Origin of the sequence: Streptomyces sp. NBC_01334, from assembly GCF_035983595.1 — a bacterium.
GTDB lineage: Bacteria > Actinomycetota > Actinomycetes > Streptomycetales > Streptomycetaceae > Streptomyces > Streptomyces coriariae.
The window spans coordinates 5,076,838-5,098,983 of record NZ_CP130718.1 but is presented as its reverse complement, the minus strand read 5'-3'; the positions used below and the strand labels follow the sequence as shown (position 1 = coordinate 5,098,983).

The 22,146-nt window shown below is 70.6% G+C and carries 18 protein-coding genes and 2 tRNA genes; 13 read left to right on the top strand and 7 right to left on the bottom strand.

Translation table 11 applies throughout. The features are described from left to right. Positions 1–152: 152 nt before the first annotated feature. Positions 153–1,916 carry an aspartate--tRNA ligase gene (gene aspS / locus OG736_RS22860; protein WP_327184085.1) on the bottom strand — a complete coding sequence of 588 codons (1,764 nt, stop codon included), beginning with the start codon at positions 1,914–1,916 and terminating at the stop codon, positions 153–155. 144 nt (positions 1,917–2,060) lie between these two features. Between aspS and OG736_RS22855 the strand changes: the two genes are divergently transcribed. Then, entirely contained in the window at positions 2,061–4,202 is a 2,142-nt protein-coding gene (locus tag OG736_RS22855; RefSeq protein ID WP_327184084.1) for an ATP-binding SpoIIE family protein phosphatase, read from the top strand. On the opposite strand, the gene OG736_RS22850 is transcribed toward OG736_RS22855, so the two are convergent. Then, positions 4,166–5,218, bottom strand: a complete 1,053-nt coding sequence (locus OG736_RS22850; RefSeq protein ID WP_327184083.1) for an AI-2E family transporter — start codon at positions 5,216–5,218, stop codon at positions 4,166–4,168. The two genes, OG736_RS22855 and OG736_RS22850, sit on opposite strands and share 37 nt — an antisense overlap. Positions 5,219–5,390: 172 nt before the next feature. On the opposite strand from OG736_RS22850, the gene OG736_RS22845 reads away from it, so the two are divergent. Beyond that, on the top strand, positions 5,391–6,311 hold the full coding sequence (locus OG736_RS22845; RefSeq protein ID WP_327184082.1) for a BRO-N domain-containing protein: 921 nt from the start codon (positions 5,391–5,393) through the stop codon (positions 6,309–6,311). A gap of 99 nt (positions 6,312–6,410) precedes the next feature. Here the strand turns inward: OG736_RS22845 and OG736_RS22840 are convergent, their stop codons facing one another. Together OG736_RS22840 and OG736_RS22835 are read right to left on the bottom strand one after the other, a co-directional pair. Next, positions 6,411–7,382, bottom strand: a complete 972-nt coding sequence (locus OG736_RS22840) for a pirin family protein (protein WP_327184081.1) — start codon at positions 7,380–7,382, stop codon at positions 6,411–6,413. Between the two features lie 275 nt (positions 7,383–7,657). Then, positions 7,658–8,140: an SseB family protein gene (locus OG736_RS22835; RefSeq protein WP_314221687.1), complete on the bottom strand. Its 483-nt coding sequence runs from the start codon at positions 8,138–8,140 to the stop codon at positions 7,658–7,660. A 206-nt stretch (positions 8,141–8,346) separates the two neighbouring features. On the opposite strand from OG736_RS22835, the gene OG736_RS22830 reads away from it, so the two are divergent. The 3 genes from OG736_RS22830 to OG736_RS22820 all read left to right on the top strand — a co-directional run bounded on the left by OG736_RS22830 (position 8,347) and on the right by OG736_RS22820 (position 11,973). Further along, the gene (locus OG736_RS22830; protein ID WP_327184080.1) at positions 8,347–10,188 is read left to right on the top strand and encodes an acyl-CoA dehydrogenase; all 1,842 of its coding nucleotides are present in this window, start codon (positions 8,347–8,349) and stop codon (positions 10,186–10,188) included. A 120-nt stretch (positions 10,189–10,308) separates the two neighbouring features. Beyond that, positions 10,309–11,631 carry a M18 family aminopeptidase gene (locus tag OG736_RS22825; protein WP_327184079.1) on the top strand — a complete coding sequence of 441 codons (1,323 nt, stop codon included), beginning with the start codon at positions 10,309–10,311 and terminating at the stop codon, positions 11,629–11,631. A 93-nt stretch (positions 11,632–11,724) separates the two neighbouring features. Beyond that, entirely contained in the window at positions 11,725–11,973 is a 249-nt protein-coding gene (locus tag OG736_RS22820; protein WP_054242050.1) for a DUF6458 family protein, read from the top strand. A 324-nt stretch (positions 11,974–12,297) separates the two neighbouring features. Here OG736_RS22820 and OG736_RS22815 read toward each other — a convergent pair whose 3' ends face one another. Continuing rightward, positions 12,298–12,690, bottom strand: a complete 393-nt coding sequence (locus tag OG736_RS22815; protein ID WP_327184078.1) for a cupin domain-containing protein — start codon at positions 12,688–12,690, stop codon at positions 12,298–12,300. Between the two features lie 52 nt (positions 12,691–12,742). On the opposite strand from OG736_RS22815, the gene OG736_RS22810 reads away from it, so the two are divergent. Together OG736_RS22810 and OG736_RS22805 are read left to right on the top strand one after the other, a co-directional pair. Continuing rightward, complete coding sequence (locus OG736_RS22810) at positions 12,743–13,753, top strand: GlxA family transcriptional regulator (protein ID WP_327184077.1); 1,011 nt, start codon at positions 12,743–12,745, stop codon at positions 13,751–13,753. Next, on the top strand, positions 13,750–14,244 hold the full coding sequence (locus OG736_RS22805) for an LURP-one-related/scramblase family protein (RefSeq protein ID WP_020130573.1): 495 nt from the start codon (positions 13,750–13,752) through the stop codon (positions 14,242–14,244). The genes OG736_RS22810 and OG736_RS22805 overlap by 4 nt, the downstream gene beginning before the upstream one ends. Positions 14,245–14,290: 46 nt before the next feature. Here OG736_RS22805 and OG736_RS22800 read toward each other — a convergent pair whose 3' ends face one another. After that, positions 14,291–15,142, bottom strand: a complete 852-nt coding sequence (locus OG736_RS22800; protein ID WP_327184076.1) for a carbon-nitrogen family hydrolase — start codon at positions 15,140–15,142, stop codon at positions 14,291–14,293. Positions 15,143–15,353: 211 nt separating this feature from the next. Here OG736_RS22800 and OG736_RS22795 point away from each other — a divergent pair, with 211 nt between their 5' ends. Beyond that, positions 15,354–16,178, top strand: a complete 825-nt coding sequence (locus OG736_RS22795; protein ID WP_057606242.1) for a maleylpyruvate isomerase family mycothiol-dependent enzyme — start codon at positions 15,354–15,356, stop codon at positions 16,176–16,178. 118 nt (positions 16,179–16,296) lie between these two features. Here the strand turns inward: OG736_RS22795 and OG736_RS22790 are convergent, their stop codons facing one another. Next, positions 16,297–17,199 carry a D-alanyl-D-alanine carboxypeptidase family protein gene (locus tag OG736_RS22790; RefSeq protein ID WP_327184075.1) on the bottom strand — a complete coding sequence of 301 codons (903 nt, stop codon included), beginning with the start codon at positions 17,197–17,199 and terminating at the stop codon, positions 16,297–16,299. A 267-nt stretch (positions 17,200–17,466) separates the two neighbouring features. Between OG736_RS22790 and OG736_RS22785 the strand changes: the two genes are divergently transcribed. The 5 genes from OG736_RS22785 to OG736_RS22765 all read left to right on the top strand — a co-directional run bounded on the left by OG736_RS22785 (position 17,467) and on the right by OG736_RS22765 (position 22,100). Then, positions 17,467–18,138 (top strand): GntR family transcriptional regulator, encoded by a 672-nt coding sequence (locus tag OG736_RS22785; protein ID WP_327184074.1) that lies wholly within the window; start codon positions 17,467–17,469, stop codon positions 18,136–18,138. A 62-nt stretch (positions 18,139–18,200) separates the two neighbouring features. Further along, positions 18,201–19,448 carry an MFS transporter gene (locus OG736_RS22780; RefSeq protein WP_442817185.1) on the top strand — a complete coding sequence of 416 codons (1,248 nt, stop codon included), beginning with the start codon at positions 18,201–18,203 and terminating at the stop codon, positions 19,446–19,448. 171 nt (positions 19,449–19,619) lie between these two features. Continuing rightward, positions 19,620–19,692 (top strand) — tRNA-Lys (locus tag OG736_RS22775). Between the two features lie 5 nt (positions 19,693–19,697). Continuing rightward, a tRNA-Ser gene (locus OG736_RS22770) sits at positions 19,698–19,769 on the top strand. Positions 19,770–19,772: 3 nt separating this feature from the next. Continuing rightward, positions 19,773–22,100 (top strand): coiled-coil domain-containing protein, encoded by a 2,328-nt coding sequence (locus tag OG736_RS22765; protein ID WP_327184072.1) that lies wholly within the window; start codon positions 19,773–19,775, stop codon positions 22,098–22,100. The last annotated feature ends 46 nt before the right edge of the window (positions 22,101–22,146 follow it).

Below are 22,146 nucleotides of genomic sequence, written 5' to 3'. Positions count from 1 at the left end.
GGACGAAACCTGTCAGGAGCATAGGGAAGAGCTGTCAGTTGCCGGGGAAAGCGAAAGTGGCCCGGAACCGACGTCGGTTCCGGGCCACTCTCCACGTACCGCCTGCTTCCGCAGGCTTCGGCAGGGCTTCTGTCGACTCCCGCCGACGACCGCTACTTCGGCTGCGGCTTGCGCACCGACAGGTGCAGCTCCCTCAGCCGGGCCTCCTCCAGCTCCGTCGGCGCGCCCATCATCAGGTCCTGGGCGTTGCCGTTGAGCGGGAAGGCGATGGTCTCGCGGATGTTCGGCTCATCGGCCAGCAGCATCACGATGCGGTCGACGCCCGGCGCGATACCGCCGTGCGGCGGGGCGCCGAAGCGGAACGCGCGCAGCATGCCGGCGAACTTCTCCTCGACCGTCTCGTGGTCGTAGCCCGCGATCTCGAACGCCTTGAGCATGATCTCCGGCTCGTGGTTCCGGATCGCGCCGGAGGACAGCTCCACGCCGTTGCAGACGATGTCGTACTGCCAGCCCAGGATGTCCAGCGGGTCCTGGGTCTCCAGGGCCTCCAGACCGCCCTGCGGCATCGAGAACGGGTTGTGCGAGAAGTCGATCTTGCCGGTCTCCTCGTCCTTCTCGTACATCGGGAAGTCGACGATCCAGCAGAAGCGGAAGACGTTCTCCTCGAAGTGCCCGGCACGCTTGGCGGCCTCGACCCGCACCGCGCCCATGATCTTCGAGACCTCGTCGTACTCGCCCGCGCCGAAGAACACCGCGTGGCCGGCGGCCAGCGACAGGCGCTTGGTCAGCTCGGCGACGTTGTCCTCGGTCAGGAACTTCGCGATCGGGCCGGTCAGCGAGCCGTCCTCGGCCACCCGGACCCAGGCCAGGCCCTTCGCGCCCAGCGTCACCGCGAAGTCGCCGAGCTGGTCGAAGAACTTACGGGGCTGCGCGGAGACGTCCGGCACCGGCAGCGCGCGGACGTGCTTGCCCGCGAAGGCCTTGAACTCCGAGCCCTCGAAGATGTCGGTGATGTCGACGAGTTCCAGCTGAGCCCGCAGGTCCGGCTTGTCGGAGCCGTACTTGAGCATCGACTCGCGGAACGGGATGCGCGGGAAGGGGGAGGTGACATGGCGGCCGCCGCCGAACTCCTCGAACAGCTCCGTCATGAGCTTCTCGATCGGCTGGAAGACGTCCTCCTGCTCGACGAAGCTCATCTCGACGTCGAGCTGGTAGAACTCGCCCGGCGAGCGGTCCGCGCGCGCGTCCTCGTCGCGGAAGCAGGGGGCGATCTGGAAGTAGCGGTCGAAGCCCGAGATCATCAGCAGCTGCTTGAACTGCTGCGGGGCCTGCGGCAGGGCGTAGAAACGGCCCGCGTGCAGACGGGACGGGACGACGAAGTCGCGGGCGCCCTCGGGGGAGGTCGCGGACAGGATCGGCGTCGCCATCTCGTTGAAGCCCAGCGCCGTCATCTTGTGCCGCATCGCCGAGATCACCGACGTCCGCAGCATGATGTTGCGGTGCATGCGCTCACGACGCAGGTCCAGGAAGCGGTACTCCAGGCGCCGCTCCTCGTTGACCCCGTCCTCGGCGTTGATCGTGAAGGGGAGCGGCTGGGCGGCGCCGAGCAGCTCGACCTCGCCGACCTCGACCTCGATCTCGCCGGTCGGCAGATCCGCGTTGACGTTCTCCGCGCCGCGCGAGACGACCTTGCCGTCGATGCGGACCGTCGACTCCTTGGTCAGCCGGTCGAGGGCCTCGTACGCGGGCGTGCCCGGACGGGCGACGAGCTGCGTGATGCCGTAGTGATCACGCAGATCGATGAAGAGGATGCCGCCCAGGTCGCGCCGATTGTGCAGCCAGCCGCTCAGCCGGACGTCGGTGCCGACGTCAGAGGCGCGGAGCTCGCCGCAGGTGTGGGACCTGTACCGATGCATCGTCGTTCATCCAGTCTTCGCGGATCGGGGGCGTGTTTCACGTGAAACAACCCCCAGCGTACCGGGCAGTCACTGAACACCTCCCCTCAATACGGGTGCGGCGATCAGTGGCACTTCTCCGTCCCATCTTCCTAAAGTGGGGCAATGCGCACTGGCGAGCCGTTGCCCGCCGTGGGGGAGGTCCTCGCTTCCCTCGCGACCGGCCTGTGGCACTGGGACACCGCCACCGGGCTGGTCACGGTCGATGCCGAGGCAGCCCGGCTGCTCGGCCTGCCCCCGGAGGAGACGGTCCTCACCGAAGCCCAGACCCGGGCCCGCCTCCACCCCGTCGACTGGAACGAGATCACCGGGGTGATCCAGCTCGCCGTCACCGAGGGCACCCTCGCCGAGGTACGCATCCGGATCATGGACGACCGGGGACGGGTCGTCCGGGTCGTGCGCAGCCGCTCCAAGCCGTCCTTCGACCCGGTGAGGAAGGCGTACGAGCTGATCGGCACCCTCCAGGAGGTGACCGACCCGACGCCGGGCACCCCCGCGGGACGGACCGCCGTCACCGGCGACTGGCGGCGCTCACGCGAGGCGTTCCTGCTGGACGCGGGCCGGGCGCTGGCGGAGGCACGGTCCACCGAGGAGGTGCTGAGGGTCGCGGCGGCCCTGTCCATGCCGGGCTTCTCCCCGGACGGACTCGCCGTCTTCGGCGTGGAGGGCGAACGGCTGACGATCATCGGCCACCACGGACACCAGTCCGGCGACGACGACCCCTTCAGCCAGATGTCCATCCATACGGACTATCCGGCCGCCGAGGTCGTGCGCACCGGACGGGCCGTGTACCTGTCCTCCCCCGAGCGGTACAAGGAGCGCTACCCGCTCACCTGGCCGCTGGCCGCACACTTCGACCGTCACTCGTGGGCGTTCCTGCCGCTGACGGTGGCAGGCCGCACGATGGGCGCCTGGATGGCCGGCTTCGCGTACCCGGTGGCGTTCACCCCGGACGAGCGGTCCGTGCTGACGACGGTCGCGCGCATGCTCGCCCAGGCCCTCACCCGCGCCGGTCTGGCGGAGACCCAGCGCGAGCTGACCGACGGCCTCCAGCGCTCCATGCTCCCCACCCTCGGCCCCGAGATACCGGGCATGACCCTCGCCGCCCGCTACATACCGACCGGCGGCGGCCTTCAGGTCGGCGGCGACTGGTACGACATGATCCCGCTGCCGAGGGGCCGCTTCGCCCTGGTCATCGGCGACGTCCAGGGCCACGACGTCCGCGCCGCGGGGCTCATGGGCCAGCTGCGCATAGCGGTGCGGGCGTACGCCGCCGAGGGCCACCGCCCCGACGCCGTCCTCTCCCGCGCCTCCGGCTTCTTCCACGGCCTCACCGACACGGACGGCGGAGCCGGGGCCGATCCGCGTTTCGCCACCTGCCTGTACATCGAGGTCGACCCGGTGACCGGGGTCCTGGAGACCGCCCGGGCCGGACATCTGGACCCCACGATCCGCATGTCCGACGGCACCGTGCTGGTCCGCGCCACCGCCGGGGGCCTGCCCCTCGGCATCGACCCGGACGCCGACTACCCCACCACCCGGCTCGCCCTGGAACCCGGCGAGGCGCTGATGCTCTGCACCGACGGTCTGCTGGAGACCGGCGGCCACGACCTCGACACCGGCTGGCGACGCGTCCGCAAGATCCTCGAGGCACACCAGGGCGATCTGGAGGAGCTGGCCGACGCCCTGGTCCAGGCGGTGCACGGACCTTCCTCCCACCACACCACGGGCCCTCTCGCGGACCGCCGCGAGGACGACATCGCCGTGCTGCTCCTGTGCCGCCAAGGCGAGGGCGGCTGCGGCCCGGAGGCCGCAGCCGTGCCGGTCCGGCAGCCCGTGCGTCGCTCGATGCTGACGGTCGCGCAGGCCGAGCCCGAACGGATCGCCGTGGCCCGGCAGCAAGTGCGCGAGCTGCTGCACGACTGGGCCTGCGAGGACCAGGTCGACTCGGCGGTCCTGCTCGTCTCCGAGACGCTGACGAACGTCCTCGTCCACACCGACGCGGACGCGCTGCTCGTCGCCGAGGTCACCGGCGCCCCCGGCGAACGCCGGCTCCGTATCGAGGTCACCGACGCCGGCGACGACCTCCCCCACAAGCGCCGCCCCGGCGAACTGGCGTCCTCGGGGCGCGGCCTGGTTCTCATCGAACTGCTCGCGAACACGTGGGGGGTGGCGCCGCGGGGCGAGGGCAAGAGCATCTGGTTCGAGCTCTACGAGTTCGACGAGCCCTCGGCGGGCGGACTGTGACGCGTCCGTAGTTCGTGCAGGACCCCGAAGGCGGCGGCCGTCACGGGAACGGCGAGCAGCATGCCCAGGATCCCGGCCACGGACGCCCCGGCCGTGATGGCCACCATCACCACCGCCGGATGCATCTGCACGGTCCGGCTCTGGATCACCGGCTGAAGCACATGCCCCTCCAGCACCTGCACCGCCAGCACCACCCCGAGCGCCCACAGCGCGATGACGAAGCCCCGGTCGGCGAGCGCCACCAGCACGGCGACGGCCCCGGAGAGAAAGGCACCGAGATAGGGGATGTACGCCCCGACGAAGACCAGGGCACCCAGCCCGACCGCCCCCGGCACATCGAGGACGAGCAGTCCGACGGTGATGCACACGGCGTCGATGAACGCGATGAAGGTCGTGCCCCGCATGAACCCCTCCACGGCCCGGAAGGCCCGCCGGGCCATGGCCTCCAGGGTGTCGCCGGTACCACGTGGAGCGACGGAACGCAGTGCGCCGACCGCCCGGTGGGAGTCACGCAGGAAGAAGAAGACGAGCAGCAGCGCGAGCACGGCCATGGCGATGCTCTCGCCGACGACGCTCACCCCGCTGATGACGTTGGACGCGGCCGTCCCCCCGAACTTGGTGAGCAACTCCTTCGCATTGGACGCGAGGTCGTCGAGCGAGGTCCCGGCGGCCCCGAAGTGCTCGGCGATACCCCGCGCCGCCGACCTGAGCGCGGCGACGATCTGATCCCCGCTGTCGATCAGCGCGGCGACGACGATGTACACCGCCCCGCCGACCACGGCGACGACGGCGACACACGTCAGCCCCGCCGACACCGACCGGGGCACCCCCACCTCCACCAGCCTCCGGTACAGCGGCCTGAGCAGCGCGGTCCCGAGCAACGCGAGCAACACGGGCGTGACGGCCGTACGCAACTCGGCGCACAGCCGGATCCCCACGTACCCGACACCCGCCGCGAGCAGAATCACGGCGCACCAGGCGGCGAACCGGCGAGCGGGGGCGGGGAGCAGGTGCACGCGTCCAGCGGATCACGGAGGCGCCGGATTGTCCTGACCTGACGGGCCGCCCGAGTGAAGGCACGTGACCCGGACTCAGAATCGAACGTCCGCTCCTAAAGGGTGAACATCCTTGCCAGCGCGGCCAGTTGCGGTGGTATATGCCTATTTTTCATGGCGGAGGTGATGCTCGATGTACGAGCAGAACAACACACCGCCGCCGGACCGGTCGGCGGCACAGCAGGACGCGATCGAGATCAGTGACTTCGTCTACGCGGCGACCGGCGCACGGGTGCGCAGGCTCACCACGCCGGACGGGACGCACTGGTTCCCGGCTGTCGACCTGTGCAAGAACCTGGGTTACGCGCACGTCGGTTCCACTCTGCGCAACACTGCCGACGCAGCCAACGTCGACAGTCTCGGGAGTGTGCTCCTGAAGCACACTCTCAGCATTCCCGCAGGTCGGGAGTGGCGCCGAGACATGAAACTCGTCAACCTTCAAGGGTTGATCCTCATGGTCAACTCCTGCACCAAGCCGGAGTCACAGCCCTTCAAAACCTGGGTCGCCGGTGTCATCGCCACTCTCCAGCGCGACGGCTCCTACTCCCTGGCACCCGCCGCCGTGCAACCCGCCCCCGCCGGCGGCACGGCGTACGTCATGCCCGAGCAGGTCGTCGACGCCATCGTGCGCCTCGAAGAACGCAACATGCAGGTGGACGAGAAGCTGGCCGCCGTCGCCGACGAGCAAAACGATCTGCTGCGGCAGATCAACACCAGCCTTCAGGACATCGCCGCGGCCCTCAACCGCCCCGACGACCGCTCCCGGCCCTCACCGGCTCCGGAGCTGACGCCTCAGCAACTGCTCGCCAAGTGGAGGCGAACAACCTCGCCATCACTGAGGACGTGCACACGGTGGCCGCCTGTCTGGTCCCGGCGCTGCTGCACGGCGGGGCCAGGTATCGCGTGGAAGAGATCACCGCCCACACCGGTCTGTCGCACAAGCGCGTACACGACTGCTTGGAGCTGCTGTTCGAGCAGGGGTGTGTCCGGCATGCGGGTCGTGCACCGGACGGGAGCCCGATCTGCGTACTGCCGTAACGCCGTAACGCCGTAACGCCGTAACCGGACAGGATTGACAAGGGCCCGAAGTCGCAAACCAAAGTTGCGGCTTCGGGCCTTGTCACACCGTAGCGGCTTCCGGCGAGCCGGAGGGCTAGATGCCCTCCGCCGTCATCCCGTGCACCGCCGGAATGGTGCCCAGCCGGCCCTTCTGGAAGTCCTCGAAGGCCTGCTGGAGCTCGTCCTTGGTGTTCATCACGAACGGGCCGTAGTGGGCCATCGGCTCACGGATCGGCTGCCCGCCCAACAGCACGACCTCCAGGTCGGGCGTGTGCGAGTCCTGCTTCTCGTCCGCGCGGACCGTCAGGGAGGAACCCGCGCCGAAGACCGCCGTCTGACCCAGGTGGATCGGCCGACGCTCGGCGCCGACCGAACCGCGGCCGGCCAGGACGTACGCGAGACCGTTGAAGTCCTCACGCCACGGAAGAGTGAGTTCCGCGCCCGGCGCGAGGGTCGCGTGGACCATCGTGATGGGGGTGTGGGTGATGCCGGGACCGGCGTGGCCGTCCAGCTCGCCCGCGATGACACGCAGGAGCGCGCCGCCGTCCGGGCTCGCCAGGAGCTGTACATGGCCGCCGCGGATGTCCTGGTACCTCGGCGCCATCATCTTGTCCTTGGCCGGCAGGTTCACCCACAGCTGGAGGCCGTGGAAGAGACCACCGGACATGACCAGCGACTCCGGCGGCGCCTCGATGTGGAGGAGCCCCGAGCCGGCCGTCATCCACTGGGTGTCGCCGTTGGTGATGGTGCCGCCGCCGCCCTGGCTGTCCTGGTGGTCGAAGATCCCGTCGATGATGTAGGTGACGGTCTCGAAGCCACGGTGCGGGTGCCAGGGGGTGCCCTTCGGCTCGCCCGGCGCGTATTCCACCTCGCCCATCTGGTCCATCATGATGAACGGGTCGAGGTGGCGGTAGTTGATCCCGGCGAACGCACGGCGCACCGGGAAGCCCTCACCCTCGAAACCGCTGGGCGCGGTCGTGACGGTGAGCACGGGACGTGCGACCGCGTCGGCCGATGCGGTGACGCGCGGCAGGGTCAGCGGGTTCTCGACGGTCACTGCGGGCATGTCCGTACCTCCTTGGGCGACGTACGTCCCAGTTTAGTTGAGCATTGAACTTTCTGCTACCCGTAACGATGGAAGCCCGGAGGACATTCCCGTGGAGCGGCGACCGCGCAGGGGCAGTGGCGCGGGGGAACCCTATGGCATGGCTGTGAAGGGCATGAGGCATCGGCCGGACACCCGAGGGACAGCCAGGAAGCAGAAAGAGGAGGGAGAAGAAAGGGGAAGGAGGGGGCGGCGACCGCGAGCGACGAGCGGGAGAGAGGGGAGGAGAGGAACCCTCAGCCGTACATCCGCCGCATCGCGAACTCGACCATCTGCTCGACCGCCTTCGCGTCGAACACCATCCGGTGCTCACCCTCCATGTCGAGGACGAAGCCGTACCCGGTGGGCAGCAGGTCGATCATCTCGGAGCCGGTGATCACGAAGTACTTGGACTCCTTGCCCGCGTACCGGCGCAGCTCCTTGAGCGAGGTGAACATCGGGATCACCGGCTGCTGGGTGTTGTGCAGGGCGAGGAAGCCGGGATTGTCACCGCGCGGGCAGTAGACCTTGGAGGTCGCGAAGACCTGCTGGAAGTCCTCCGCGGCCAGCTGCCCGGTGGTGAAGGCCCGCACCGCGTCCGCGAGGGACGGCGGGGACGGCTCCGGATAGAGCGGCGGCTGCTGACCGTACCCGCCGTGGCCGCCGGGCATCGGCTGCTGCGGCGGGGCGTACTGCTGCTGTGCAGCACCGCCGTCCATGGGCTGGCCGTATCCGTACATGGGCGCAAGCGTACCGAGCGCGCCCGGCGGGCGGGGCGGTACGGGGGCCCCTTCCGAGGCGCCGGGACGCGTTACGCGTCACAGATGGCCGGTTCGGGGTTGCGACTTATTACCGACGGGTAGCATCATCGGTAGCTACTTGTTGGTACGTGAACTAGCGCGAGGATCCAAGTCCCTCGCCGATCTCTCTTTACGGAGCCGTCGCCATGGGGCACTACAAGTCGAATCTCCGCGACATCGAGTTCAACCTCTTCGAGGTGCTCGGGCGCGACAAGCTGTACGGCACCGGCCCGTTCGGGGAGATGGACACCGAGACCGCGAAGAGCATCCTCGAGGAGCTGACCCGCCTCTCGGAGAACGAGCTGGCGGAGTCCTTCACGGACGCCGACCGCAACCCGCCCGTCTTCGACCCCGAGACCAACACCGCGCCGGTCCCCGCGTCCTTCAAGAAGAGCTACCAGGCCTTCATGGACTCCGAGTACTGGCGGCTCGGCCTGCCCGAGGAGATCGGCGGCACCACCGCCCCGCCGTCCCTGATCTGGGCGTACGCGGAGCTGATCCTCGGTGCCAACCCGGCCGTGTGGATGTACTCCTCCGGCCCGGCCTTCGCCGGCATCCTCTTCGACGAGGGCAACGACGTCCAGAAGAAGATCGCGCAGATCGCCGTCGACCGGCAGTGGGGCTCCACGATGGTCCTCACCGAGCCGGACGCCGGCTCGGACGTGGGCGCCGGCCGCACCAAGGCGGTCCAGCAGGAGGACGGCTCCTGGCACATCGAGGGCGTGAAGCGCTTCATCACGTCCGGTGAGCACGACATGTCGGAGAACATCCTCCACTACGTGCTGGCCCGTCCCGAGGGCGCCGGTCCCGGCACCAAGGGCCTGTCCCTCTTCATGGTCCCGAAGACGCTCTTCGACTTCGAGACCGGCGAGCTGGGCGAGCGCAACGGCGTCTACGCCACCAACGTCGAGCACAAGATGGGCCTGAAGGCCTCCAACACCTGCGAGATGACGTTCGGCGACCGGCACCCGGCCAAGGGCTGGCTGATCGGTGACAAGCACGACGGCATCCGCCAGATGTTCCGCATCATCGAGTTCGCCCGCATGATGGTCGGCACGAAGGCGATCTCCACGCTCTCCACCGGCTACCTCAACGCCCTGGAGTACGCCAAGGAGCGCGTCCAGGGTCCCGACCTGGCGAACTTCATGGACAAGGCCGCGCCGAAGGTCACCATCACCCACCACCCCGACGTGCGCCGCTCGCTGATCACGCAGAAGGCGTACGCGGAGGGCATGCGCGCCCTCGTCCTCCACACGGCCTCCGTCCAGGACGCGATCGCCGTGAAGGAGGCGAACGGCGAGGACGCGAAGACGGAGCACGCGCTCAACGACCTGCTCCTGCCGATCGTCAAGGGCTACGGCTCCGAGAAGGGCTACGAGCAGCTCGCCCAGTCGCTCCAGACCTTCGGCGGCTCCGGGTTCCTCCAGGAGTACCCGATCGAGCAGTACATCCGCGACGCCAAGATCGACACCCTGTACGAGGGCACCACGGCGATCCAGGGCCAGGACTTCTTCTTCCGGAAGATCGTCCGTAACCAGGGCGCCGCGCTGAACTCCCTCGCCGAGGACATCAAGAAGTTCCTGGCGCTGGGCACCGGCGGCGAGGAGCTGGCCGGCGCCCGCGAGCACCTGGCCAAGGCCGCCGTCGAGCTGGAGGCCATCGTCGGCCTGATGCTGACCGACCTCGCGGCCACCGAGCAGGACGTCAAGAACATCTACAAGGTGGGCCTGAACACCACCCGCCTGCTGCTCGCCTCCGGCGACGTCATCGTCGGCTACCTGCTCCTCAGGGGTGCCGCGATCGCCGCCGAGAAGCTGGAGTCGGCCGCGACCAAGGCCCTCTCCGCGAAGGACGTGGCGTTCTACACCGGCAAGATCGCGGCGGCGAAGTTCTTCGCGGCCGACGTCCTGCCGGGCGTCACCCTGGCCCGCAAGATCGCCGCGGGTGTCGAGCTCGACCTGATGGAGCTGGACGAGGCCGCCTTCTAGCACTCAGAGGCCGCGTTCCAGGACGCATCCGCACAACCGCGCGACACTCCACATTGTCCTCACGAGGGCCCGCTCTCCATCACCGGGAGCGGGCTCTCGTACGTCGTTAAGGTGAACCCCATGAGCGCACCCTCCCGCTTCGACCGCGGCCACACCGACGACCTCATGACGTTCCTGACGGCGAGCCCGTCGCCGTACCACGCCGTGGCGAACGCGGCCGAGCGCCTGGAGAAGGCCGGGTTCCGGCAGGTCTCGGAGACGGACGCCTGGGACGCGGAGGCCTCGGAGGCCTCCGCGGCGGGGAGCGGGGGCAGGTATGTGCTGCGCGGCGGCGCGATCGTGGCCTGGTACGTGCCCGAGGGCGCCGCGCCGCACACGCCGTTCCGGATCATCGGTGCGCACACCGACTCCCCGAACCTGCGCGTCAAGCCGCTGCCCGACACCGGGGCGCACGGCTGGCGCCAGGTGGCCGTGGAGATCTACGGCGGCCCGCTGCTCAACTCCTGGCTCGACCGCGATCTGGGCCTGGCGGGCCGGCTGACCCTGCGGGACGGCTCGACGCGCCTGGTCGACGTGGGCCGCCCGCTCCTGCGGGTCCCCCAACTCGCCATCCACCTGGACCGGGCGGTCAACACCGACGGCCTCAAGCTCGACAAGCAGCGCCACCTCCAGCCCGTCTGGGGCCTGGCGGGCAACGTGCGCGACGGCGACCTGATCGCCTTCCTGGAGCAGGAGGCCGGGCTGGCCGCGGGTCAGGTCACCGGCTGGGACCTGATGGCGCACTCCGTGGAGCCGCCCGCCTACCTGGGCCGCGACGAGGAGCTGTTGGCCGGCCCCCGCATGGACAACCTGCTCTCCGTGCACGCCGGTACGGCGGCGCTGACGGCCGTGGCGACCGGCGGCGAGGGCCTGCCGTACATTCCGGTGCTGGCCGCCTTCGACCACGAGGAGAACGGCTCGCAGTCGGACACCGGCGCGGACGGGCCGCTGCTGGGCAGCGTGCTGGAGCGTTCGGTGTTCGCGCGCGGAGGGTCGTACGAGGACCGGGCGAGAGCCTTCGCGGGCACCGTCTGTCTGTCCTCCGACACCGGTCACGCCGTCCACCCCAACTACGCGGAGCGGCACGACCCCACGCACCACCCGCGGGTCAACGGCGGCCCGATCCTCAAGGTCAACGTCAACAACCGCTACGCGACCGACGGTTCGGGCCGGGCGATCTTCGCCGCCGCCTGCGAGAAGGCGGGCGTGCCGTTCCAGAACTTCGTCTCCAACAACTCCATGCCCTGCGGCACGACCATCGGCCCGATCACCGCGGCCCGGCACGGCATTCGCACCGTCGACATCGGCGTGGCCATCCTGTCGATGCACAGCGCGCGGGAGTTGTGCGGCGACGCCGATCCGTACCTGCTGGCCAACGCGCTGGTGGCGTTCCTGGAGGGGTAGCAAATCGGCCTCGGCGCATGGGAGTCGGGCCCCGGGGTACCCGGATCCGGTGGTGAACCGGAGTGGCCGGTACACCGGACAGGAGGCAACATCATGGGCCTCGGCGGATGCATCATCCTCATCGCCGTGGGAGCCATCCTCACGTTCGCGACGGACTGGGACATGCAGGGCGTCAATCTCGACCTGGTCGGCGTCATCCTGATGATCGTCGGGCTGATCGGCGTGACGACGTTCAGCAGCATCGCCCGGCGCCGCCGGGTGATGGTGCCTCCGACCTCGACCACGGTGGTCGAGACAGAGCGGCACCAGCGCGACGGCTACAACGGCGGCTACGGCGTCTGACCGTGACCCGGGTCAGGCGTCCGGTCCGGCCAGGACCGACGGCGACCGGTCCGCCCCGCCCTCGGTGAGGCGGACCGGAACACCCCCGGTCCCCGCCGGTGGACATCGCGGGCGGGGTACTCCCCCCGGCCTTGGACCGGCCCTGCGGGTCGGGCACCGGCGGGCGGCAGGACAGGTCCGTGCCCCCATGCTCTCGGCCGCGCACACCCCCCTCGCCCTCGAGCAGCAGCTCGGGCGGACCGGCGGAGGCCGGCAACCGCGTCGGGCGGTGGCGGGCCGGTGGCTGGCCGACCCGGCGGCCACGATGTCCTCGCCGGCCGACCGTCACGTCAGCGCGTGCCCCGTGGTGGCGTCGACGTGGTCCGGGACCTCCTCGTGGCGATCGCCGACCGTCGAGGTGCCGGTGGGTTCCAGGAGGAGGATCTCGGTGGGCACGGGCGCGTACGGCTTGTGTTCGGTGCCGCGCGCAACGGTGAAGACGGAGCCCTTGGGCAGGGTCACGGTGCGCTCTCCCTCCGGCTCGCGCAGGGAGATACGGAGCTCCCCCTCCAGGACCAGGAAGAACTCGTCCGTGTCGTCGTGGACGTGCCAGAGGTGCTCGCCCTCGACATGGGTGACGCGCACGTCGTAGTCGTTCACGGTGGTGACGATGCGCGGGCTCCACCGCTCGGTGAAGGAGGCGAGGGCGGCGGGGAGGGAGACGGGTTCGTCGGTCATGTCCCTCATAGTGGGGTGGGCCGCGCGGCCGTGCGAGTGCTAGGAATCGCACATGCCGCAAGATTCCTCTCAACGCGCCGTGAGTGCGCCGCACCGGGTCGCCGTGATCGTGGACGAGGGCACCAATCCCTTCGAGGTCGGTGTCGCCACCGAGCTGTTCGGACTGCCCCGGCCCGAACTCGGGCTGGCCCGGCCGCTGTACGAGGTCGTGCTGTGCACCCCCGCGCGCGAGGTGCGGATGAACCACGGGTTCTTCACCATGACCGGCGGGCGCGGCCTGGAGGCGGTGGACTCGGCGGACACCCTGGTGGTGCCGGGCCGGCCCGACAACGTCGTCCCGCGCGGCCCCGCCGTCCTCGACGCCATCCGGCGCACCCACGCGCGCGGGGCGCGGGTCATGAGTTTCTGCACCGGCACCTTCGCGCTCGCCGAGGCCGGGCTGCTCGACGGACGCCGGGCCACCACGCACTGGATGTGGGCCGAGACGTTCCGCGCGCTGCATCCGAAGGTGCGGCTGGAGTCCGACGTCCTCTTCGTCGACGAGGGCGGCATCCTCACCGCCGCGGGCAGCGCCGCCGCTCTCGACCTCGGGCTGTACGTCGTACGGCGCGACCACGGCGCGGAGATCGCCAACGCCGTCTCCCGCCGACTGGTGTTCGCCGCGCACCGGGACGGCGGCCAGCGGCAGTTCGTGGAGCGCCCGGTGCCGGACGTGCCCGACGAGTCGCTGGCGCCGCTGCTCGCGTGGGCGCAGGAACGGCTGGGGGAGCCGCTGACGGTGGCGGAGCTCGCGGCACGGGCGGCGGTGAGCCCGGCGACCCTGCACCGGCGGTTCCGGGCGCAGCTCGGCACCACCCCGCTCGCCTGGCTGACGGCGGAGCGGGTGGCGCTCGCCTGCCGGCTGATCGAGCGGGGTGAGCAGCGGCTGGACGTGGTGGCGGCCAGGAGCGGGCTGGGGACCGCAGCGAACCTGCGCGCACGCGTGCGGCGCGAGACCGGACTCAGCCCATCGGCCTACCGACGGCGTTTCGGACCGGCCGTAGGGGAAGCCGTAACCGCATGAGATTCCTCGTACGCGACCGGCTGCTCGGCTTCGGTGACGACTACTGGATCGAGGACGACCGAGGCAACAAGGTGTACCTCGTCGACGGCAAGGCGATGCGGCTGCGGGAGACCTTCGAGCTGAAGGACACCCGTGGGCGGGTCCTGATCGACATCCACCAGAAGATGTTCGCCCTGCGGGACACGATGGTGATCGAACGGGACGGCGAACCGCTGGCCACGATCCGGCGCAAGCGGCTGTCGCTGCTGCGCAACCACTACCGGGTGGCCCTGGCGGACGGCCGCACCGAACTCGACGTCAGCGGCAAGATCCTCGACCGGGAGTTCGCGGTCGAGTACGACGGTGAACTGCTGGCCGTCGTCTCCCGGCGGTGGCTGCACGTGCGGGAGACCTACGGCGTCGATGTCGTACGGGAGGACGCGGATCCGGCGCTGCTCATCGCGGTGGCGGTGTGCGTGATCCACCTCGCCGACAAGGAACGCGAGGACTGAGGACCGGGGAGAACGGGAGCGCCCAGGAGCGGGAGATCAGGAGCGCTCAGGAGCGGGAGGCCGGGAGCGGCTGGGGGCCACGTTCGGGAGTGCGCAGGCCGAGCACCCGGTCCTTCAGGGCCGGGAACTGCTCCCGGGTCGTGGCGACCCTGGACGGGTCGAACTCGACCCTCAGGACCTCCTCGCCGGAACCCGCCTCCGCCAGCACCTCGCCCCACGGATCCACCACGATCGAGTGACCCGCCTGCGGAACCCCGGCATGCGTCCCGGCCGTTCCACATGCGAGCACGAACGCCTGGTTCTCGACCGCCCGCGCCCGGGCCAGCAGCGTCCAGTGCGCCCGGCGGCGCTCCGGCCAGCCCGCGGGGATCACGAGGGTCTCGGCGCCGGCGTCGACGAGACCGCGGAAGAGTTCGGGGAAACGGAGGTCGTAGCAGGTGGCGACACCGAGGGTCGTTTCGGGGAGGCGGACCGTCACCAGTTCCTCGCCCGCGCCCATCAGCACGGCCTCGCCCTTGTCGAAGCCGAAGCGGTGGATCTTGCGGTAGGAGGCGGCCAAGTCACCGGAGGGGGAGAAGACGAGAGACGTGTTGTAGAGGGGGCCCTCGCCCGCGGCGGAGCCGCCGTCGGACGGAGCGCGCTCCGGGATGGAGCCCGCGTGCAGCCACACGCCCGCGTCGCTCGCGGCCTTGGCCATCGCCTCGTACGTCGGTCCTTCCAGGGGCTCGGCCTCGCTGCCGAACTCCTCGTAGGCGAACGCCCCGGTCGTCCACAGCTCCGGCAGCACCACGAGGTCGGCGGCACCGGCCTGTTCCCGTACGAGTGCGGCAACCCGCACCCGTCGCGATTCGACCGATTCGCCCTCTTCTACAGCGATCTGGATCAGAGAGGCGCGCACACTACCACCGTCCTGGCATTCGAGTCGTCCACACGGGCCTACGATCGTCACACGAAAGCACTGCCGGGGTGCCTCACAGCAGCGTAACTTAGCGTTCCGAGACACCCGCCGACACCCGGCGACACCCGCCGATACCTGCCCACACCGCCACCTCCCGCTGGCAACGCCGCCGCAACCACCCGAGTACCGACCGCCGAGGGGTCCCGTTTCCGTGAGTCTGCATCCCACCCTCCAGCCCTACGCCGACGCCTGGACCCACTCCATCGAAGCGATATCCGAGCTGGTGCTGCCGCTGGTGGAGGCGGACTGGAACCGCCGGACACCGTGCCCCGGCTGGTCGGTGCGCGACATCGTGTCGCATGTCATCGGGCTGGACTGCGAGATGTACGGCGACCCGCGGCCCATCCACACCCTGCCGCGCGACCTGTACCACGTCACCAACGACATCCAGCGCTACATGGAGATGCAGGTCGACGTCCGCCGCCACCACACGGCGCCGGAGATGACGTCCGAGCTGGAGTACACGGTCATCCGCCGCAACCGCCAGCTGCGCAACGAGTCGCGCCAGCCCACCACGATGGTGCGCGGCCCGCTCGGCACCGAGCTCACGCTCGAGGAGTCCATGCGCAAGCACGCGTTCAACGTGTGGGCGCACGAGCAGGACCTGCGCGCCGCCCTCGGCCGGCCCGGCAACCTCGACTCGCCCGGCGCGCACATCGCCCGCGACGCGCTGCTCGCCGAACTCCCGGCGGTCGTCGCCGAGAAGGCCGACGCCCCGCGCAGCTCCGCGGTCGTCTTCGACGTGCACGGGCCGATCGAGTTCCTGCGCACCATCCGCGTCGACATCCAGGGCCGCGGCACCCTGGAGACGGCCCCGGCGCTCGGCCCGGCCGCCGCGTTCACCCTCGACTGGGAGACGTACGTGCGGCTGGCCTGCGGCCGGGTGACGGCGGAGGCCGTCGCCGACCGGGTGAAGGCTGAGGGCGATCCGGAGCTGACGGCGGCGATCCTGCGGAACTTCGCGGTCACCAGGTAGCCGGCGGCGCTCCCCTCGGCCACCGCGGCCACCGGTATGAGCGCACCCCTCGACAGAACGGGCCCGTCGTGACGATCACGACGGGCCCGTTCTGCAGGTGCTACCGGTTGAGCGGGGGTCAGCCCAGCTTGGCGAAGCCGAAGTTCAGCAGCTTCGTCGCGTCGGCGGCACGCACCGTCGCGCTGGTGGAGGCCAGCACCGTACCCACGACGGTCTTGCCGTTGCGGGTGGCGGCGAAGACGAGGCAGTACTTCGCCTCCGGGCCGGAGCCCGTCTTCACGCCGATGGTGCCGCTGTAGCTGCTCAGCAGCGTGTTGGTGTTGGTCCAGGCCGCCATGGTGCGGGTGGAACCGGTCTTGGTGATCGTCTTGGCGGTGTACGACTTCGTCTTGACGACCGCACGGAAGTTGGCGCTCTTCAGCGAGTTGCTGGCGAGCTTCGTCAGGTCCTTGGCGGTCGAGTAGTTCGACCCGTTGCCGATGCCGTCGAACGAGTCGAAGTGCGTCTTCGTCATGCCGAGCGCCTTCGCCTTGCTGTTCATCTTGGCGATGAAGTTCTTGACGCGCGCGGCCCGCGTCGTACCCGTGCCGAACTTGTCGGCCAGGGCGTACGCGGCGTCACAACCGGACGGCAGCATCAGCCCGTAGAGCAGCTGACGGACCGTGACCTTGTCGCCGACGATCAGGCGCGCGGACGAGGCGCCCTTGGCCACTATGTAGTCGCTGTACGCCTTCTGGATGGTGACCTTGGTGTCGAGATTCAGGTTCGACTGCGACAGCACGACGTTGGCCGTCATGATCTTCGTGGTGGAGCCGGTGGACAGCTTGGTGTCCATGCCCTTGTTGTACAGCGCGGCGCCGTTCGCATTGTTCATCACGTAGCCGGTCTTGGCGGCGATCGTGGGCGTCGTGACGGCTTGTGCGGGCGCCGCGGTGAGGGCTCCGGTCGCGAGCACTGCGCCGACGGTGACGGCGACGGATGCGGCCCTGCGGACTCGGATGCCCTTGGTGGCGGTTATCAACTGAAATACCCCGATTACGTCGAATGCCCCTGCGATGCGGCCAAGTTGAAGGGGAAAGAAGAAGGGGCCGCATGTGTGTGACACGTAAGTAGCACAGAAAGTTGTGCGCTTGCTGGGCCGAATTTCCGATTACTTGACCCGGCTCTTACCCGGCCCCCGCCCACCCCGCTTCCCGCGCCCCTCTCCGCGCCCCTTTCCGCGCCCCGTCACGGGTCCGCATTCTGGACCGGTCCCCCGTTGCGTACGTGTTGTATCTATCCTGTGGGCATGCCGTCCTCCGCCCCGCCCGCCCCCGTCCCCGTGAAGCAACCGCCTGCCGCCGACCGTGTGTACGCCCACGTCAAGCAGGGTGTCCTGGACCGCCGCTACGAGGGCGGCACCCTCCTGACCGAGGGCGAGCTCGCCGAGGCCGTGGGGGTCTCGCGCACTCCGGTGCGGGAGGCGCTGCTGCGCCTGGAGGTGGAGGGGCTGATCAAGCTCTACCCGAAGAAGGGCGCCCTGGTCCTGCCGGTCTCCGCACAGGAGATCGCGGACGTGGTGGAGACCCGGCTGCTGGTGGAGGAGCACGCGGCGCGCAAGGCGGTCCCCGCCTCGGCCGCGCTGATCCAGCGGCTGGAAGAGCTGCTCGCGAAGCAGAAGGCGCAGGCCGCGGCGGGCGACCTGGCCGCGGCCGCCGTGACGGACCGCTGCTTCCACGCGGAGATCGTCCGCAGCGGCGGCAACGACATCCTGTCCAGGCTGTACGACCAGCTCCGCGACCGCCAGCTGCGGATGGGCGTCGCCGTGATGCACTCCCACCCCGACCGGATAGCGAAGACGCTGGGCGAGCACGAGGAGATCCTCCAGGCGCTGCGCTCCGGTGACGCCGAGGCCGCCGTCGAGATCGTGCACCGGCACGTCGGCTGGTTCTCGCACCTGGCCCGCGGGGAGGTCCGATGAGCCCCGGCCCCCGCGGCCTGAACTCCACCCTTCCGGGTGATCCGCCGGGCGGACGGCGCGCGATGGCCGTCTGGGGGATCGGCGTCTCGGTCTACTTCGTCGCGGTCATCTTCCGCACCTCCCTCGGAGTGGCCGGCCTGGACGCCGCCGAGCGCTTCCAGGTCAACGCCTCGGCCCTGTCCACCTTCTCGATCCTCCAGCTCCTGGTCTACGCGGGCATGCAGATACCGGTGGGTCTGCTGGTCGACCGGCTCGGCACGAAGAAGGTGCTGACCATCGGCGTCGTGCTGTTCACGGCCGGCCAGCTCGGCTTCGCCTTCTCCCCGTCCTACGGCACGGCCCTCGCCTCACGCGCGCTGCTCGGCTGCGGGGACGCGATGACGTTCATCAGCGTCCTGCGGCTGGGGACCAGGTGGTTCCCGGCGCGTCGCGGACCGATGGTCGCGCAGCTGGCGGGACTCGCGGGGATGGCGGGCAACCTCGTCTCGACCCTCGTCCTGGCCCGCCTCCTGCACGGCATCGGCTGGACGGCCGCCTTCGCGGGCAGCTCACTCGCGGGAGTGGTCGTCCTGGTCCTCCTGCTGCTGTTCCTGAAGGACCATCCCGAGGGTCACGAGCCCGAGCCGTTCCCGCACCAGGGCGCGGCGTACGTCCGCCGCCAGATCGCCGCGTCCTGGCGCGAGCCGGGCACCCGCCTCGGCCTGTGGGTGCACTTCACCACGCAGTTCCCGGCGATGGTGTTCCTGCTCCTGTGGGGCCTGCCGTTCCTGGTGGAGGCGCAGGGCCTGTCGCGGGCGACGGCCGGCGAACTCCTGACCCTGGTGGTGCTGAGCAACATGGTCGTGGGCCTGGTCTACGGCCAGGTCGTCGCCCGCCACCACGGAGCTCGGCTGCCGCTGGCCCTGAGCACGGTCGGCGCGACCGCCCTGATGTGGGCGGCCACGCTCGCCTACCCCGGCGACCGGGCGCCGATGTGGCTGCTCGTGACGCTCTGCGCGGTCCTGGGCGCGTGCGGCCCCGCCTCCATGCTCGGCTTCGACTTCGCCCGCCCGGCAAACCCGCCCGAGCGCCAGGGAACGGCCTCCGGCATCACCAACATGGGTGGCTTCGTGGCGTCGATGACGACGCTCTTCGCGGTCGGTGTGCTGCTGGACGCGACCGGCGACGACTACACGATCGCCTTCTCCTGCGTCTTCGTCCTCCAGGCCGTCGGCGTCAGCCAGATCCTGCGGCTGCGCAGCCGGGCGGCTCGGCGCGAGCGGGAGCGACTGGTGGCGAGCCGCGTGGAGACGGTGCACGTGCCGGCGTAGGGGCCCCGGACGGCTTGGACGGCTGGACGGCCCGGAGGGCACGGACGGCGTGGACGGCGTGGACGGCGCAGACGGCGGGTGGGCGTGGACGGCGGGCGGGCTGCTCAGGGCTCCTCGCCGCCGAAACACGGTTGAACGCACGCCCGTTCGACGTCTACCGTCGGGCCTCATCGACGTGTAGCTCAGCAGCCAGAGCACCGGGCTCTTCACCCGGAGGGCGCAGGGGCGGAACCTGCCACGTCGGCTCATCGACGTGTAGCTCAGCAGCAGAGCACCGGGCTCGAGACCCGGAGGGCGCGGGGGCGGCACCCGCCACGTCGGCTTATGAACGACGACGCTGACCAGCAGCACCTCGCAGAGGCCAACCCCGGCTACGCCTCCGGCCAACTGGCCAGGGCGCTCAGCACCGCGCTCACCCACGAAGACCCGGACACCCGCCGACGCGCCGGAGAACGACAGCGCGCGTGGCGGTCCGTGCTGGCGGGCATGGCGAACGGGCTGCTCACCATCGGCTCCCGCACACCGGTCCGGGATCTGCCCGCGTGGGTGACGCCCGAGGTGCTCCGGGGCGGCTTCGCCACCGGCGCGCCGAGCGCCGGCGGACCCCTGACGGAGTACGAGACCGAGGCCGCGGACCGAGTCGGCGTGCCGCGGGACCGGCAGGCGCTGTTCGCGTACTGGCTGTCCGAGGACGGGCTGGCGCAGCTCTACGAACTCCTCGACGGCGGACGGTACGAGGTGACCGTCCCCGAGGAGGCCGCCCTGCTCACCGTGGCCTGGCTGGCGCGGGCCGGGGAGACGGACGCGGCGCTCGGACTCGTCGAGGAACTCGCCCCGTTCGCGGGACGGCTGCGGTTCACGCCCCGCCCGTCCACCCGACCGGCGCCCGACGCCGGCACGGTGCACCGCCGGACCGTCGCCGAGGCCGGTGAGAGCCTGGCGCGGCGGCGGACCAGCGAGGCGGTGGAGACGCAGCGGGAGGCGCTGGCCGTGTGGCAGCCGTTCGGCGACGAACTGCTCGCCCACTGGCTGGAGACCGCCGACGCCGGGCAGCCGGCCCGGGTGCTGACGCGAGCCCCCGACGCCGCCTGGCACGGGCACGGCGCCGAACTGCTGCGCCGCTACCGCGACCTGGCCGATCATCACACCCACTGCACCAAGCATCTCAAGCCGAAGGAGAACCTGGGGATCCTGCGCGGGGCGCTGGAGGAGACCGTCGCCGGACGGGAACTGGACGCGCGCCGGCTCGGCCTGCTGCGGCACGCCGTCACTTCCATGGTGCGGCGGCGCGGGCTGCCCGGCTCCGCGGAGCTCACCGCGCTGCGCCGGGAGCAGGCCGCGCAGGCGGCGCTGCCCTCGCATCACGCGCTGGCCCAGCTGGTGCTGCGCCGGCTGTCCGGGCTGGACCAGCAGGCGGGCGTGGCCGAGGTCGCGCCGCTCGTCGCCGCGGTCGGCGAGGAGGAAGCGCGGGAGACGGGGCTGCCCGCGGGCGCGATGGTTCCGGCGGGCGTACGGCGGCCCGTCGAGGCCGCGCTGAGCGCGCCCCTGAGCACCCTCGTGGAACGCGGGGTCGTGCCCTCGGCCGAGGTGCTGGCCGAGCTCGTACCGCAGCTCGTCGCCGCCACCACCGCGCAGGCCTACCCCGACCCGGCCCTGCGCACGCTGGCGGCCGCCCACCACCGGGCGTTCGCGGGCCGCCGTTCGCTGCTGCTGCTCAACCTCCAGCGGCAGGTACGGGCGGAGGAACTGCCGTGGGTACGGGCCGTGGCCGGGCAGCGCACGGACGGCGAGGCGGGCGCGGTGTCGGCCGTCGCGCTGCGGCAGCTCGGCGAGCTGGCCGTGCAGGCCTTCCCCGGCACGATCCTGCCCAACTCCCTGGTCCGTGAACTGTCCGTGCTGGCCCGCCAGGCCGACCTGGGCGCTCCCCTGGTCGAGGAGCTGGCCGCGGACATCTTCATGGGCACCTTCACCCCGAAGTTCCTCGCCGCCGCCCGGATCGCGGCGGAGCTGCTGGGCGGCGGCTCGCTCTACGAGCGCTACTACGCCATCGACTACCGGGCCGTGCGCAATCTGGCGATCGTCGAGGCCGGCGAGGCGCTGACGAGGTCGTACGGGGCCAGGACCTCGCCCGGGTTCGCGAAGCTGTGCGTCGCGCGGGCCGAGGCCGGCTCGTCCCGGTCGCGGCACGGAGGCGGATCGGTGGCCGCGAACGGCAAGGTGATCGAGCAGGCGCAGATTCTCACCACGCACAACCTGGCCACCCTGGTCCACCGGGTCGGCATCGAGCCGGCCGCGGGCTGGGCGGACCTGGCCCGCCGCTGCTTCGTCACCGTGTGCCGGCTGACCGGCCGCGTGCACGGCAACCCGCGTCCGCTGAGCACGATCAAGGACGTGGCCTACGCCTGGCGGCAGATGTTGTTCCATCTGTCCCTGTGCACCCCAGGCGAGCGTGCCCGCACGCTGGCCGGGCTGTCGGAGGAGCTGACCCGGCACCCCGGCCATGTGGCGGGGCGGCTGGTCCCCGCCCTGACCGGCCTGCACCAGGTCGCCGAGGGCGGCCGGGCCGACGAGGGCACCGGGCGGCTGCTCCTCGGCTGGACCACGGACGGACACTGGCTGCGTCCGGACCCGGCCTCGGCCCCGGCGGGCTGAGGCCGAGCGGGTCGTGGGCCGCGCCCCCTCGGGGTGCGCGGCCCGG

Excerpts from the sequence above, each read along its gene's own strand:
- aspS (WP_327184085.1), bottom strand. The coding sequence starts at position 1,916 with ATGCATCGGTACAGGTCCCACACCTGCGGCGAGCTCCGCGCCTCTGAC.
- OG736_RS22855 (WP_327184084.1), top strand. The coding sequence starts at position 2,061 with ATGCGCACTGGCGAGCCGTTGCCCGCCGTGGGGGAGGTCCTCGCTTCC.
- OG736_RS22845 (WP_327184082.1), top strand. The coding sequence starts at position 5,391 with ATGTACGAGCAGAACAACACACCGCCGCCGGACCGGTCGGCGGCACAG.
- OG736_RS22840 (WP_327184081.1), bottom strand. The coding sequence starts at position 7,382 with ATGCCCGCAGTGACCGTCGAGAACCCGCTGACCCTGCCGCGCGTCACC.
- OG736_RS22835 (WP_314221687.1), bottom strand. The coding sequence starts at position 8,140 with ATGTACGGATACGGCCAGCCCATGGACGGCGGTGCTGCACAGCAGCAG.
- OG736_RS22830 (WP_327184080.1), top strand. The coding sequence starts at position 8,347 with ATGGGGCACTACAAGTCGAATCTCCGCGACATCGAGTTCAACCTCTTC.
- OG736_RS22825 (WP_327184079.1), top strand. The coding sequence starts at position 10,309 with ATGAGCGCACCCTCCCGCTTCGACCGCGGCCACACCGACGACCTCATG.
- OG736_RS22820 (WP_054242050.1), top strand. The coding sequence starts at position 11,725 with ATGGGCCTCGGCGGATGCATCATCCTCATCGCCGTGGGAGCCATCCTC.
- OG736_RS22815 (WP_327184078.1), bottom strand. The coding sequence starts at position 12,690 with ATGACCGACGAACCCGTCTCCCTCCCCGCCGCCCTCGCCTCCTTCACC.
- OG736_RS22810 (WP_327184077.1), top strand. The coding sequence starts at position 12,743 with ATGCCGCAAGATTCCTCTCAACGCGCCGTGAGTGCGCCGCACCGGGTC.
- OG736_RS22805 (WP_020130573.1), top strand. The coding sequence starts at position 13,750 with ATGAGATTCCTCGTACGCGACCGGCTGCTCGGCTTCGGTGACGACTAC.
- OG736_RS22785 (WP_327184074.1), top strand. The coding sequence starts at position 17,467 with ATGCCGTCCTCCGCCCCGCCCGCCCCCGTCCCCGTGAAGCAACCGCCT.
- OG736_RS22780 (WP_442817185.1), top strand. The coding sequence starts at position 18,201 with ATGGCCGTCTGGGGGATCGGCGTCTCGGTCTACTTCGTCGCGGTCATC.
- OG736_RS22765 (WP_327184072.1), top strand. The coding sequence starts at position 19,773 with ATGAACGACGACGCTGACCAGCAGCACCTCGCAGAGGCCAACCCCGGC.